This is a genomic window from Pseudomonas sp. CG7 (assembly GCF_023701885.1).
Taxonomy (GTDB): domain Bacteria; phylum Pseudomonadota; class Gammaproteobacteria; order Pseudomonadales; family Pseudomonadaceae; genus Aquipseudomonas; species Aquipseudomonas zanjanensis.
Window position 1 is genome coordinate 26,297 of the sequence record NZ_JABAEE010000011.1, and the last position, 14,074, is coordinate 40,370.

Below are 14,074 nucleotides of genomic sequence, written 5' to 3' on the forward strand. Positions count from 1 at the left end.
CGGCGAGCCAACCACATTATGGCAAATGGATTATCGTAGCTATACGAAAAAAGTCTGTTGATACGGACTTCTGGATGCATTGAAAAAGGAATTCGATCTGTATGTTTGAAGACATCGATCTTCCGCTGTCAATTAATACGTCTTCCGAAGATCCTAACGCGGTTTTCTTCGACCCGGTTCTAAAGAGAGCAGTCACCTACGACGTAGGTGTGGGGTATTTTACCTCCGGCTGGATTGCGGATACCGCTCAGGGTATCTCGCAGTTCGCCTGGTCCCGGGGTAAAGCTCGATGGATTGTCGGCCACGAGTTGCAGGAGAAGGACCTAGACTGCATCGTGAATTCGAAAGCCATGGCGGATAAGGAGTTTCAGGCCAAACGGATTTTTGAGGAAGAGGTGGATCAGGTGTTCTCGGCGCTCAAAGAGGACGCCCGTCTAGCGCTGGCTTGGCTAATCAGGGATGGCATTGTCGAGTTGAAAGTGGCAGTGCCCACCAATAAGCTGAGTGGGATTTACCATGCGAAAAATGGCATTTTTTCGGACGAGGCGGGCAACGATATCGCCTTCAGCGGTTCGTACAATTTGACCTCCAGAGCGTCGTCCAACTGGGAAACCATTGACATTTATCGGTCGTGGACCAGTGAGGAAGGTCGCCAGCGGTGCGAAAAGAAGAAGCACGAATTCGAGAGCACCTGGCAAGGTAGAGACCCCAATCTCCTGATTTTTACACCCACATCCACGACGCTGGATAAAATCAAAGCTTATGCCACTACGGGCTCTCGCCCATACAGCTTACCATCTGGCCGCCCGGCCGTCCCCCAAGCCATTCAAAATGATGAGGGGAAGATCCGGGGATACCAGGAAAAAGCCATCAAAGCCTGGTTTGCTCAGAATGGGCAAGGGCTGTTCTGTATGGCCACCGGGGCCGGCAAAACCATCACCGCCCTGACCGCGGCCACCCGGCTATTGGACTACTTCCGCACTCAACAAGCCAAGCTCGTCATCATTATCACCGTCCCCTACTTGCACTTGGGGGAGCAGTGGGCGGACGAAGCGGCGTTCTTTGGCTACGACGCGATTAAATGCTACGGGGGCAAAGACAAGTGGTTGGGTACGCTACAGTCCGCCTACAATCAGCTGCTGTCCGGGGACGGTGACCATATGGTGGCCATTGCGGTCAATGATACTTTCAAGAACAGCCAGTTCCAGTCGTTCCTTGATGGTGTCCGGACCAACTTGTTGTTGGTGTCGGACGAGGTGCATAACATGGGCGCTGAGAACATTGCCCAGAAGCTACCCCAACAGGCGCGATTCCGAATTGGATTGTCGGCCACCCCCATTCGCCACAACGACCCCTTTGGCACCAAGGCCATCTTTGACTACTTCGGTGAGCCGGTCATTGAGTTTGACATCAAGGACGCCATCGACGCTGGCTTTCTGTGCAAGTACAACTATTACCCGATCGTCTGTGAGTTGGATCCGGAGGAGCTGGACGAATACATCCGATTGAGCAAAAAGATAGCCCGGCTCATGGCCATGGGGGATAAAGACGATATTTCCACCAGCGTAAAGCTCGAGCTCATCAAGCGCGCCAAACTCACCGGCAGCAGTGCGGGCAAAAAACGCAAACTGAAACAACTGCTGAGCGACAGTCAGGACCGACAACACACCTTGATCTATTCCAGTGAGGCCATAAACGACGGCAAACGGGATATCGACCGGATTGTTCAGATTGCCGGGAGGGACTGCCAATGGCGCGTGGCCAAGTTCACGGCCGAAGAAAGCAAAGAACAACGCGCAGAGATTTTGGGCAGCTTTAGGGCCGGCGACATCGACGCCATTGTTGCCATTAGGTGCCTCGATGAGGGGGTCGACATCCCGCAAACGAAAACCGCTTACATCTTGGCGTCCTCGACCAACCCCCGTCAGTTCATTCAACGACGGGGACGGGTTCTGCGTCAGTACGATGGTAAGGGCCATGCTTCCATCTATGACTTTATCGCGATTCCTCCCCTGGACAAGTTGGGAGAGGATGAAGAAACGTTCAATATCGAAAAGAGCATGGTTGAGCGTGAGCTTGATCGAATTAATGAGTTTGCCGAGATTTCCGAAAACTACGGACACACCCTTTCCACCTTACGCGACATCCGAAAAAAACTAAAACTGTTAGGTGCTTAATATGAAGAAGCCCAATGAGGTCATCGAAGCTGCTTCTCCGGAAGTCCGGTCGGTCATCAATCAAGTCCTGAAAATTCATCAAGAAGGCAAGCATTATAGAGATCTTCCAGGGGATATGGAGCGGGACTTCTGCGAACGCATCATCAAGGTGATTAAGGACGAAGTGAAGGGATGAAATTAAAAAAACAAACCATTAGGAACTTCCGGCAGTTCTATGGCGAAGTGTCGATCAGTTTTTCAACCGATGATAAGGCCAGCGTCACGGTCATCCACGGAGAAAACGGTGCCGGTAAAACGTCCCTGTTGAACGCCTTTAAATGGGTGCTCTACGGAACTACCGACTTCGATACCAACAACGAAAACATCCTCAGTGAAAAGGCCATTGCCGAAGCGGCCCAGGACAGCACGATCGTCATGTCGGTGACGTTGGAATTTGATGATGACGGCGTCGCCTACACCGCGCACCGGGAGCAAAAGTTTGCCAAGGGCACGGGCTTGCACGCGGAGTCCTTGGGCCCCTCTGTACCGTTACTCACTTGGATTAATTCTGCAGGCCTGTCCGGCCGTTCGTCGAACCCGGGCAGCCAGCTGAATCAAATCTTGCCGGAAGACATGCACGGCTATTTCTTCTTTAACGGGGAACGCATCGAAAAGTTAGCCTACAACAGTGCCTCCACTCAGGTACGAGAGGCCATTAAGTGCCTGATGGGCATGAATATTCTGGAACGTGCCGAAAAGCAGCTAAAAGGTTCGGTGATCCGGCATTTTAACAAAGAAGCTAAAGAGAGTTCTTCTGGCAATATGACGGTGCTGTTGGAAGAACAATCGAAGTTGACGGATCAAATCCAGCAAAAAGAAGACGAGATCCAAGGCTGGAAAAGCACTCGGAGTGAAATTGATCTAGAGATCGAAGCCATCGATAAACGGTTGCAGTCGATTGAGGCGATCGCTGAAAAGCAAAAGCGGCGAAAGGTGCTTGAGGAGCAGCTCGAGCAAATCAAAATAGATAAAGGTGACGCCTCGGCTGCGCTCAACAAAAACATCACAGAACGGGGATTCCTGGCGTTTATTGAATCGCAAATTACCGTGGTAAAACAGTATCTGGATGAAATTCGGATCCGTGGGGAAATGCCCAGCAAGATAAAAGCCACCTTCATCGATGATTTGATCGTTCTGGGTAAGTGCATCTGCGGGCAGCCCTTGGAGCCGGGAAGTGACTGTGTGAATACCCTGGAGTCCTACAAAACTACCCTCAAGGATAATGGCGTTGAAGAGCAGTTCATGGCGCTGTTCGGTGTCATGTCCCATTTGCAGTCCGAACGTAAAGCGTTGTTCGCCAACATCAATGAGTCGATGACTAAATTGACCGAGCTGGCCGACCGGCGAAAGAGTTTTATGGGTCAAATTGATGAGTTGGGCGAAAAGATTAAAGGTGTTGAGGATTCCGCCGATTTGGAGGAGCGACGGGCGGGATTAAAGGTGAATAGCCAAGAACTCAACGCCAACTGCGCCATCGGCGAGCACATGAAATCTGCTTGGGAAGACCAGCTCAAAGAAAAAGAAAAGGAGATTGAAAAAGAACTCGCCAATTCCAATCAGGCGGATTTGAGTCAGCGCAGAAAACAGCTGGCTAAGGAAGTGGCAGGGACCATTGGCGAATTACACCAAGCAATGGCACACCAGGTTCGCTCAGATTTGTCGAAAAAAGTCGATGACACCTTCCGGAAAATCATGAGGAAAGATTATTGGGCGGAGATCGATGAGGACTTTACGCTCAAAATCTTTAAGAATATCGAAGGGCACGGTAAACAGCCAGTGTGGGAGAAATCCACCGGTGAGAACCAGGTTACAAGCCTTTGTTTTATTAGCAGCATCGTTAACAGCGCAAAAGAGCGGGCCAGTAAATCGGGTGTGTTTCAAAAGGGCGGCATCTATCCTATCGTGATGGACTCTCCGTTTGGTGCGTTGGACCCTGAGTATCGCCAAAAAGTGGCGACCTTCATTCCGGCACTGGCCGATCAGGTAATCGTCATGGTGTCGAAATCTCAGTGGCGCGGCGAGGTGGAAAGCGAGTTATCCAAACGCCTGGGTAAGCAATACACGCTCAAATACCATAAGCCTGACCAAGGCAGTGATGAGAAGTTCGAGTACACAAAGTTGGAGGAAGGGTTCCATGGTTGATCGCGTCCGGAAACCAGCTAAACACACCGACACCTTAAGCTATCTGAAGGATCACGTGGGTGTCTTCGCCTCCTTTAAGGACATCATGGTGTTTGCCGCGGCCCTGGGCTTTTCCAGAAAGAAGTCGGTGGCGTTCGATAAGTCCAGCGAGCCCATCCCCTTGTCGGTGTTTCGTGGGGAGTACGACGAAGCCTTTATGAACGTGCTTGCCCTGTTCGAGCATCAGGATTCCGGTTATCTGGAGCCCCAGGGCGACAAATTTGACACCAAGATCAAGCTCTTCGAAGAATACGCCTGCGGCGGTTTGGATATCATCAAAAGCACTATCATCGACCCGGGGCTGGATGCCCAAAGTGCCATCATCAGCCTGATTCTCGATGAGCAGGCCGAGCACACGATCATAGATGATATTACCGCGCTGGGTGCCTAAAGTCCGGCATCGGTATGGAGGCAAGGACGCCTCCGGCTCCAAAACTGCAGAGTGCAGTGCGGCTTGCCGGTGGCGTGGGAGTGACGTAGGGAAAAAGTTTCAAAAGATTTGGCTGGCCGAAGTGAAACTCAATGGTTGAACACGATAGTCAGAAAATCAGAATCATAAATTATATTTAGAAAGCACCCATTAGAATGCAGTCTTAATGTTTTTCAATTTAGCTTAACGCCATATAGACCCGTAAACGGTTGAGCCCACCTTTGAAGGTGGGCTCTTTTTATTTACTTGCTATCAGCAAGGCTACGTCTTTCAGGGAGCGTACATGCCCCATTTTATGCAATCCTACCTCAATGAGAGACGCGACATGCTTGACGGGATCCCACTCTAGAGCACTCTGAAGCGTGAACTGCCTAAGCAGTGCTTCGTAGATATCCAAGTGCTCGCCAAATAGAGTTGGGGCGTTGAATTCCTGGCCATCCAGGTCTGACACACTGGCATTGCCAAGCCCATTCTCGTCAGCGAGTGCAAGCGCGATCGCAAATCTACTCAAAATATTGGGCGTCAGACCTGTCTTCGATTTTAGGAACTTCAGCTTCGCAGTGGATGAGGCAGATATTTTAAATTTGTGCGGAAATACGTTCATGCGTTTTGTGCCCACCGCCAGAAATAGCCTTCCTCTGCTTGAGTGGACCGAGTTTCTGGGTTGTATACCAGATGATAAGAGTGCGAAATACTTCCCTGTAGGCCTTCATAGAAGGCGTAATCAATTTCCGTATCCGTCGAGAGAATGATGACTTGGTGACTTGTTTTAGGGAAATAATTTTCCACGAGTTTTTTCCGATGAACCGAGTCCAGTCGACCTAGTGGTGTGTCGATCACAACTGGCAGGCTTCGCCCTGAAGTGCGGGCCAGCGCTTCCAAGATAGAGATCGCAAAGATTTGCTTCTCGCCGGCTGACAGCTCTTCTTTACGAAGTATTACGCCTTCATCGTCGATCAGTACGACCTCGAAGGTGTTCGGATCGATCTGAATACTGAGATTCCGATCCTCTTTGCGAGCCAGGCCATTGAATGAGGTGTAAAACTGCGACTCGAGCTCTTTGAGTTTTTCAATTCGAGCGCGAGTAGAGAACTCTTTCAATACATCTTTGGCATTCTGTGCAAGACCGGTCAGGCGCTCCTGCTCCTGGTACTCCGCTATTTCGGTGTAGAGATCGTCTAACTGGCGTGCAGCCACCGACAGACGTGCGAGGAGGGCCTTTGCCTCGTCAGCCATTACCGATTTCTGCTCCTCAAGAGCGGAAAGCCTTCCTTGTAGCTGCCCTTGTTCGTTAAACAGTGGGATCAGTACTTTTTCGTCGGGCGCTCTAGCGATATTTTCCCGGGCGGATTCGATCTGGCTATCGGTTTCCTGAAGCTTCATCACTAAGTCAGCAGCACGCTGTTGGAGCGAGCCAACATCGTTCTGTAGGCGATGAGTGATGCTGAATCGTTGAGTATCCGAGAGCTCGTGTACTGGAGCTTGTTGTTCAGCGCTGTTCGAGACCTCTGAGCCGAATGTCCTCAGAAAAATATCTTGAAGGGCAGGGAGCTGATCCTTTGTCATAGCGAAGGCAGATTCGACTTCTGCTAGAAAATTGCTCTGCTGACGTCGCAAGTATTCGGAGAGTACCTGTGCTTTTTCCGCGCGTTGCTCAGCGTCTATTTGCGCTAGCAGTTTCTCGTTGAGACTTTGAGTTATAGAGAAAGGTAGCAGGCCGCTGAGCATGTCATGCAGGGTTTGCTCTATAGCTTTTTTGTCGCTAACCAATGCATCGAGGTTGGCCGTTTCCTCTTGCCTGGAGGCGCTCCAGGCGCCACCGCGTGCATTGATGCTCGCTTCGATGTTGCCAAGGTTCTTGTTGGCCTCGACAGTATTCACGCGCATGAGGAGAAGCTTTTCGCGTACTTCTGCCAACTGCTCGTTCAGATCGTTATATGTCCGTTCTGCTTCAGCAATTTTTTGCTTGCGATCTGCAGAAGCCTTTTTGACCGAGCGCCCTCTAATCATAACGGAGAGGTCGGAGTGCAATCTATCGATGAGATCCAAGCCCAAGAGCTTGTTGATGGACTCACGCAAAGCATCTCCGGATGTTTCTTCGGCAAGGCTCGCGATTTTTTCACCGTCGAAGAAAAATAGCTCAGAAACGCCGATCGGGATCAGCTCGTTGAGAAAAGCTTGTGCCTGATCATAGGAAAGCTCGGTCAGGGGGTGTCCGTCCCTTGAAATGATCAGGCCTTCTTTTACCTTGCCAGCGTGATCAACAAACCAATCACGTGTCAGTTGATAGCTCGAAATAACGCCATATTGTGCATAGCGGAAGGTCAGCTCGACAGCTGCTCGCGTAGGCTTGGCGATGCTGTTGTGAGCTCTGTGTATGCATTCACGAAGATACTGATGGTACTCGGCAACTGTTGCGCCGGAGCCCAGTACGCCTTTACCGTACAAGGCAAGCTTCAGCGCACTCAGGATAGTTGTTTTGCCGCCGCCGTTTAGGCCGCCAAATAAAACGATAGGCGCGTTTTTGCCTCTTTTGATCTTAGGAACCAGGTCAAAGTCGTGGGCGCCGCTAAACACTCGGAAATCTAGTACTGAAAGGGAGTCAATAATCATTGCAGCAAGCCATCTATGTCGGCTTTCAGAGATTCGAAAGCGGTCTTATACGTATCGTTAACTGTAGGTATGGCGCGTCGTTCCATCGCTTCGTTCAATCCACCCCAGTCTTGCTCCAGGACTTTCTGCAGCTCGTCCAGAATGCCTTTTCGGCGCGAGAGCCCTGAGAACGACAACTCTGTATCTATGAGCTTCATGATCAGAACTGCTGGTACGCCGCGCTCAGCCTCGAGTGCGTTGAGAATGGCGGCATCAGGTTCAGTAAACGCGCCGGCATCATTTTTGATCCATTCGACCGTATCTTCGGGGTAAACCTCACCGTAGATTTTAGGAAGTGAATCAATCCAGTCCGGTTCATTTGGATCCTTCAACCACTGCTGGCGGATCACTTGCAACTCATCACGACCGATCAGCTCAATCTCGCGATCCGTTTCACGAATGCCTTTCTCAATTTCCAAAAGTAGCTTCAGCCACTCACGGCGATATTTCATCCAATACGGACCAGGCACATGCTTGGTGGCGGCATTGGAGTCGTCATCGATAGCCCCTCTTGCGAAGGTCACTTTGCCCGTACGACGTTTATAATTACGATATTCAGTTTTATTTTCGGGCAGGGAGCTGGCGTGCAGTTGGTTACGGAACTGGAGTAGGGGTAGCATCCAGTCCTCTCCGCTGTCTACGAGTCCCTCGATCGCTTTGTCGTGTGTCACGACTGTGCAGGTCCAGCAGCCGAAACGCGAGTTGCCGCACGATGGTGTATTAGTGTCGATGACGAGCGGACATTCTCCAGCATTGGAGTCTTTGTAGAGCTCAAACAGTACTCGGTTAGAGCCGCCCCATGGCCTGGCAGCGCTCATGAGGTATTCCCAGACGTCATCCGCGTGCCACAGCTCAATAGGCATGTAGGTATAGGCATTGGGCAATGTCGTGTGTCGACCCAATGCAGAACCGTCGATTTTGTGGCGTGTGATTACCTGAGCACGAGTGGAGCTTTCTTCTCGTCTGGAGCCAAGCACAACCACGACTTCGCCGAAGCGAGCTACCTTGTCCTTGATGAACTCGCTCACTGGGTCAATTTTCATCCGCTCAGTACACCAGCGGAATGCTTTGGTTGGGGCAGGGTAGCCTTTACCCAAGAGGTTGGCCCAAAACGTCTCGCCGACTTTAGGAGTGACAGAGTGCGCTGTCATGGGGAGCTGATCTTGAATCGCCTGGGCGTTCACCGAATCAAGCACCTGGCGGATCATGTCGACGACTACAGGGGTTTCCACTCGAGTGTCGGAGGAAACCACGTACACATGCTTATGGCGTTCCTCAGGCGGCAACATCTTCAAGGCGTAGTATGTGAGCGAGAGAATCACGGTGGAGTCTTTACCGCCGCTGAACCCTACCACCCAAGGACGATTATCTGCCTTGTAAATGCTCTGAAGCTCGCGGACAGCGTCCGCTAAAGGTCTACCAGCAATGATCGCTTCTTGGACGAAGTCATCGTGTGATGGATAGAGAAATTGATCATTACTCATTTTTGAGGAAACCTGTTTTCTAACTCGCGTTCAACCGTGGACAGCGGGACACCAAGCTTCTTCTTGATGAGACTGGCGGTGAGTGCAACGTTCGTTGTGGCTTTGGAGATCCGGCCGTGAACCATGGCCCGGCCTTCCCATTCAGGATTGGCTCTGGACCAGTCGATGCTGCGCAGTTGGCTGATGTTTTTTTTCCACTCGGATTCTTTGCGGATAATCAGCTCAGCACCGACGAGTCCCATCGCTTGCAGCATCACGCCGTGGGCATGGATGTAGTTGTCACGTAGCTCAGACGTCGACAGCTCTTTGTTTTTGGCCCTTATCCAATCGGGCATCTGTAGAGATACCTCTTCCCAGAAAGATTTTGCGAGCTCTCTCTCGTTTTGCGCGATGAGATCACCTTTCCCTTTTTTCAAGAGGACACGGGACGCATTTTTGATGGCGCTGAGAGTAAAGAGCTTGGAACTGCGAGGGGAGAGACTGGACTTCTCCAGCTCAGTCATCCTAGAAAAGACGTCTACATTTTTTGCCAGATACCTGGCCAGATCAGAAATCTGATCGCGGTGGTCGTACAGGGTGCTGATTGAGTTGCTCGGCCGTACGGCATGCTTGTTGAGGTCGGCGAACATTTGCTGGCTGCGATTGAGCCCTTCATCAATAAAGAAAAGGACTGGGATGTTGTCGTGGCCAAGCTCTGGATTCTCACGAATTGCTTGCTCGATGGCTGCGCGGCGATGCTGGCCGTCGTTGATCAGGATCGGAGCTTCCATGGGGATTGTGAGCGTGCCGATGCTTTGCCCTAGGCCAGTGTCGGAAGCCGGGGTGAATTGGACAACGCCATCTACTGATGCCGTGATCGCTGATAGGGTGTAATCGTCGCGATTGTCGAGCAAATAGGCTGAGATCTCCGGCACTCTGGCGAGGTTTAATATGCGCTGCGCACGCAGATCAGCTGGCACATTTTCTTCGTTAAAAATGAATATTTTGGGCACAAGGCGCATGGGGCACATCGCAATGTAGCAAGGCCGGCCGGCCTGGATGCCCCTGACGCATGGGAAGGAGTGGACGTAAATATTCATGGCTAAGAACGTTTTTTTACTATGAGTACGTCATTTTGCATATTTTTAACGTACAGGCAAGGCCGCCCTGACCTTTGGTGATTCCCTTCTTGTGATCTGGCGTATTCGTACGCACGTTTTCGTTCGGTCGCTCCGACCTCTAGGAGCGCAGTGTTTGAGGTGAGGCGCGTCATAAGAGGTGATCCTAAGGCGTGTCGGTATTTCCGCTTTCTGACTTATTTCCGCCAGTGCTGAGCCTGGTCAGGGAAGGTTGCTGCAAAGGGGGGCGGGCTGGAGGTTCCAGGACAGGTGCCGCCTGCATGTGACTGAGGCATAATATCTGATGTCCTGGCTAGCTCAAATTTTTGAATTTCTTAGTAAAGTCCCTGAGGCTAAGGAAGATTGTGCTAGATTTCTCAGCTTGGCAGGGTTAAAAATGTTTGATTAGGATCTCTCTAACGATTCATTGATGCCCTAAATTAGATAAGTGCTAAAGAGAAGGAAGCGCTTCATGGTTTCTACTTGCGCATAAAAGTTTTTTTGTTTTCGGATTTAATTGGCGTTGGCTTCTGATTAATTTAGAGTTATATTTTTTTGCTGATCGCTAAGTGCCGGGTGATGACATGGCTGATGATTTTGAAGACTTGCAGGAAGAGCAAGAGTTCGATGTTGAACTTTTAGGTAATTTTGGTAGGTTTGTATCTTCAGGATCTTATCCTGTCGAGTACTTTATGGCTTCTATGCCTATGGCGCAAGCTTATAAGTACCTGAAGTTTGCGCGTGATGTTCAAATGGATGACATTAATTTTGACCTGCTCATGCAGCGCGATATTGATGAGAATCGGGTCGAAAAAGATATCATGCCTTACCTGCAACAGGATGAGGCAACTGCCGTTACGCGGCCATTGTTTTTTCCGCCATTGTTGGCGGCTATTGTCCCTGTAAAGGATGAAAAAATACAAGAGTACTATGGGGTACGAACAAAGATAACTCCAAGAGCTAACTTTGCGGGTGTTTCGTGGGCTGGGCATTTTCAGATTTATGGTAAGTTGACCTCCAGCTCTGATGGTCTCGCTCTCCAGTCTGATCAGGGAGGGGAGAAAATTAAGTCAAAGCAGGCGATACTTAATCTGAGGACATCTGAGCTTGATCCTCACGGCGTCATGCTAATCGTAATTGATGGTCAGCATAGATTGAGGGCTCTCAAGCGACTATGGCAAGAGCATCGCGATAAAGTTAGAGATTTGGTTGTTCCGGTTTGCGTGATGTATGCTCCAAATTCTCACAGTGATAACGCTGATAAGCGAAATATTCCTTCTGTGCCAAGGGTATTCCGAAATTTATTTGTGGATGTTAACTCGACAATGACCGTAGTTGGTGGTCATTTTAATATCCTGCTTTCAGACAAGAATGTTGGGGATATGACATGTCGAGTGTTCTGCGATGAAGTGCTAACCAGATATGGTAAGGAAGGGTTGGCTTGCGTTGAGTGGAATACAAGGACTCGAAGCCAGTCGTATAATGTGACTAAGGTTCATTCTCTTACCAGTATAGGGGTGCTGCAGCGAGGTCTTGAGGAGAACTTTAAACCGGATATGGTGGTTTCCTATATCTTGGGTATCACTGATGCTGCTGAAGATCTTTTCCCAGTAGGTGCTGATAAAGATGATTACTTTCCTAAGGTTAAGTGGGATAAATTTTCTTATGCTCAGTCAAATGCTCTAAAGCATAGGATAAAAGATCATCTGGCGCCTCTATTGGTCGAGTTGTACTTCGAGTCGGTGCCGTTTAAGGCCTTGCATGGTCACTTTATCAATGAAATAGATAGGCTCAAGGCTGATATTCCGAAGGGTGGCCGATCAGCAATCTCTGCGCAAGCTATTTTGCAATCGATTTTGGAATACAAGCCTTTTGACGATAAAGACTCTGATTTTAAAAAGCGATGGTTGGTTTTTGAGGAATCAATTGAGGCGAAGCGCGCCGGTAGCACTTACGGTGTAGTTAGATATGCTCTGTTTCAAAGAGCATTCTTTAATGTTGCGGGTGTCTTTGTTAGAGTTGGCATCGAGTATGCTGTGCCACCTGTTGTGGCGTTTAAGACCGCAGTATCGATGCTGAATGTTATTTTCCAAAAAAACAGTGACGTATTCAGTACTGAGAAAACTTATCTGCAATATACAGTCTTTGAACACAAGCGCATCCGTACACGTGACGAGACTAAAGCTGCATTGAGGGACTTGATGCTAGCCCATCTGTTGAGGGCAGATGTCCGGGCAGAGGTTTTGAAGGGATTCTCACAGCCACCTGGTTCTCCGCTAGATACATTTTTGAATGATCAAGGATTTTCTGCCGCAGGGCAGTTTTTAGGGCGCTACCGAGAAGAGCGGGCTAAATCATTCAAAAAAGGGTATGAGCTTGACTACTCATTGACTAATGAGGAACGAGAGGATCTCCGCCTGAAAGAGCTCGAGCAACGAGCAATGGAGCGAGATGTCAAAGAGAATCGACGCGACGAGGGCGGCTTAGTGCGGCGCTTTGATATTGAGGTGGCTCGTTATATTGACGGCTATTTCGTTGAGGCGAAGAGAGACCTACGGTCATCTCTAGGTATAACTGGAGATCTTTTGGAGAGAAATACCTCTGACGAAATTTCAGACGCGGATGAGATCTGATTGAAACTTCTAGATTTGGCAGAGTTCCAGGATCTGGAATATCTACAAATGTTAGTTGCGGAGAAGCTAGAAACAAACGATTACACCGGATCTGTAATCGTTTGCCCTCGTGATCACTCTTTAGTGATCCCGGGGGTTCGTCCAACTGACATGATTACACTGAAGATAGCCTTCAAAGGACAGCTTCAACGTTTTTTTCTCGCTATGCTGCATGCATATCAAGAGCTGGGTCTTTACTCGGCTCCCATTTGTTTCGCTGAATCTGAGTCCGGTCAGAAGATTGACGATGATCTGGATTGGAGGGTGTTGTCACTTCTTGCTCAAATTTTGCGTATTGTCGAGATGAGTCGTATCAGAAATCTGGATTTTGTAGATCTAACCAGCCTCCTTGCCGATAGTAGGTTGTCTGATATAGGCGAGTTAGGTCTCGCTTTTCAGATGGAAGTTAAAAAGACTTATTCTCCTTATGTTTATTATTATAATAATGTTATGGGTGGAGGCGTCTGGAGCTCTGGGCAACTGAGATCTGCGGGTATAGCAAGCTCTATCGGTACGCGTTGGCGCTTTCTGTTAGAGGATAACCAGTGGCAGCCGTTGTGTGGTTCGGATGTATTAAGAAGGCGGCTTGATAGAATTGCCTTGTTATTATCTAGATGTTACATGAGTGCTGCACGTAGGCACTTTGATTATACTAGTGTTTTTTGGCCGTTTTTGTTGGTTGCTTCTGCTGGTTGGTTCTTTAGGATGGCTATAAATCTTCGCTCGCCTACAAATGCTTCGTCTAGCACATTGTGTCTGACGAGAGCTTTTGAGTTATCTTTGCAAGCCCAAGCTCTGCATTGCAAGGCTGCCGTATTTGATGAGCATGGTGAGATTTATTTTAATAGTTCAAAGCTCGAGGGGTGTGGAAAGATTATAAGCCTGGTGGAAAATCGGTCTATCAAGACAAATATTTCCATTGAAAGAGTTAAGGATTGGGTTGTTGAAGCGCGTACACTTCTCTCTATTAGAAATCATTCTCGACTAGCTCACGGGGTCGATGATATTGATCAAGATGGGTATGCGGATTTGTTAAAGTTCTCAAAAAAGTTAATTTGCGAGCTTTTGGAGCCAGGGCTGTATCAAGAGTTTTTTGATACATATACTGAACTGGTCTTGCCACCCTTTTATACGCAATTCAAAACTGGGGTTGGTAAGCTGCTTTCAGACTATGTAGACTGATTTTTTTAGGCTTCTTTAATTCTAAAGTTCTGCTGCGGTTCAGTCAGCGCGGTTTCTAACTCAGGATTTACTGGTGTTTCTACTCGGCGCTCTGAGTGTCGTTGCTGCGCATGGGGGTAAGGTTGGTCGGCTTTTCTTACATTCTGTGATTTAGACTGTT

General features: G+C 49.2%; 10 protein-coding genes. 6 read left to right on the top strand and 4 right to left on the bottom strand.

Annotated elements, in window-relative coordinates:
* Positions 1 to 101: 101 nt before the first annotated feature.
* The 4 genes from HGO40_RS06765 to HGO40_RS06780 are packed head-to-tail and all read left to right on the top strand — an operon-like array spanning position 102 to position 4,788.
* A complete protein-coding gene (locus HGO40_RS06765; protein WP_250962400.1) occupies positions 102 to 2,177 on the top strand; it encodes a DEAD/DEAH box helicase family protein in 2,076 nt (691 codons plus the stop codon).
* Between the two features lies 1 nt (position 2,178).
* Positions 2,179 to 2,352 carry a hypothetical protein gene (locus HGO40_RS06770; protein WP_213624578.1) on the top strand — a complete coding sequence of 58 codons (174 nt, stop codon included), beginning with the start codon at positions 2,179 to 2,181 and terminating at the stop codon, positions 2,350 to 2,352.
* A complete protein-coding gene (locus HGO40_RS06775) occupies positions 2,349 to 4,358 on the top strand; it encodes an AAA family ATPase (protein ID WP_250962401.1) in 2,010 nt (669 codons plus the stop codon). Before HGO40_RS06770 ends, HGO40_RS06775 begins: the two co-directional genes overlap by 4 nt.
* Positions 4,351 to 4,788, top strand: coding sequence for a DNA phosphorothioation-associated protein 4 (locus HGO40_RS06780; protein ID WP_213624580.1), 438 nt, complete (start codon positions 4,351 to 4,353; stop codon positions 4,786 to 4,788). The genes HGO40_RS06775 and HGO40_RS06780 overlap by 8 nt, the downstream gene beginning before the upstream one ends.
* A 277-nt stretch (positions 4,789 to 5,065) precedes the next feature.
* Here HGO40_RS06780 and HGO40_RS06785 read toward each other — a convergent pair whose 3' ends face one another.
* The 4 genes from HGO40_RS06785 to dndB are packed head-to-tail and all read right to left on the bottom strand — an operon-like array spanning position 5,066 to position 10,042.
* Positions 5,066 to 5,431: a DndE family protein gene (locus HGO40_RS06785; protein ID WP_213624581.1), complete on the bottom strand. Its 366-nt coding sequence runs from the start codon at positions 5,429 to 5,431 to the stop codon at positions 5,066 to 5,068.
* Positions 5,428 to 7,440 carry a DNA sulfur modification protein DndD gene (dndD, locus tag HGO40_RS06790; RefSeq protein ID WP_250962402.1) on the bottom strand — a complete coding sequence of 671 codons (2,013 nt, stop codon included), beginning with the start codon at positions 7,438 to 7,440 and terminating at the stop codon, positions 5,428 to 5,430. Before dndD ends, HGO40_RS06785 begins: the two co-directional genes overlap by 4 nt.
* On the bottom strand, positions 7,437 to 8,963 hold the full coding sequence (gene dndC, locus HGO40_RS06795) for a DNA phosphorothioation system sulfurtransferase DndC (protein ID WP_213624583.1): 1,527 nt from the start codon (positions 8,961 to 8,963) through the stop codon (positions 7,437 to 7,439). The genes dndD and dndC overlap by 4 nt, the downstream gene beginning before the upstream one ends.
* Complete coding sequence (gene dndB, locus HGO40_RS06800; protein WP_213624584.1) at positions 8,960 to 10,042, bottom strand: DNA sulfur modification protein DndB; 1,083 nt, start codon at positions 10,040 to 10,042, stop codon at positions 8,960 to 8,962. The genes dndC and dndB overlap by 4 nt, the downstream gene beginning before the upstream one ends.
* Before the next feature lie 602 nt (positions 10,043 to 10,644).
* On the opposite strand from dndB, the gene HGO40_RS06805 reads away from it, so the two are divergent.
* Both HGO40_RS06805 and HGO40_RS06810 read left to right on the top strand, forming a co-directional pair.
* Positions 10,645 to 12,693, top strand: coding sequence for a ParB N-terminal domain-containing protein (locus tag HGO40_RS06805; protein WP_213624585.1), 2,049 nt, complete (start codon positions 10,645 to 10,647; stop codon positions 12,691 to 12,693).
* Complete coding sequence (locus HGO40_RS06810) at positions 12,694 to 13,914, top strand: hypothetical protein (protein ID WP_250962403.1); 1,221 nt, start codon at positions 12,694 to 12,696, stop codon at positions 13,912 to 13,914.
* Positions 13,915 to 14,074: the final 160 nt, after the last annotated feature.

What these genes read in the sequence shown, in the direction of transcription:
- HGO40_RS06785 (WP_213624581.1), bottom strand. Translation starts at nt 5,431, where the DNA reads ATGAACGTATTTCCGCACAAATTTAAAATATCTGCCTCATCCACTGCG.
- dndD (WP_250962402.1), bottom strand. Translation starts at nt 7,440, where the DNA reads ATGATTATTGACTCCCTTTCAGTACTAGATTTCCGAGTGTTTAGCGGC.
- dndC (WP_213624583.1), bottom strand. Translation starts at nt 8,963, where the DNA reads ATGAGTAATGATCAATTTCTCTATCCATCACACGATGACTTCGTCCAA.
- HGO40_RS06775 (WP_250962401.1), top strand. Translation starts at nt 2,349, where the DNA reads ATGAAATTAAAAAAACAAACCATTAGGAACTTCCGGCAGTTCTATGGC.
- HGO40_RS06780 (WP_213624580.1), top strand. Translation starts at nt 4,351, where the DNA reads ATGGTTGATCGCGTCCGGAAACCAGCTAAACACACCGACACCTTAAGC.
- dndB (WP_213624584.1), bottom strand. Translation starts at nt 10,042, where the DNA reads ATGAATATTTACGTCCACTCCTTCCCATGCGTCAGGGGCATCCAGGCC.
- HGO40_RS06770 (WP_213624578.1), top strand. Translation starts at nt 2,179, where the DNA reads ATGAAGAAGCCCAATGAGGTCATCGAAGCTGCTTCTCCGGAAGTCCGG.
- HGO40_RS06765 (WP_250962400.1), top strand. Translation starts at nt 102, where the DNA reads ATGTTTGAAGACATCGATCTTCCGCTGTCAATTAATACGTCTTCCGAA.
- HGO40_RS06805 (WP_213624585.1), top strand. Translation starts at nt 10,645, where the DNA reads ATGGCTGATGATTTTGAAGACTTGCAGGAAGAGCAAGAGTTCGATGTT.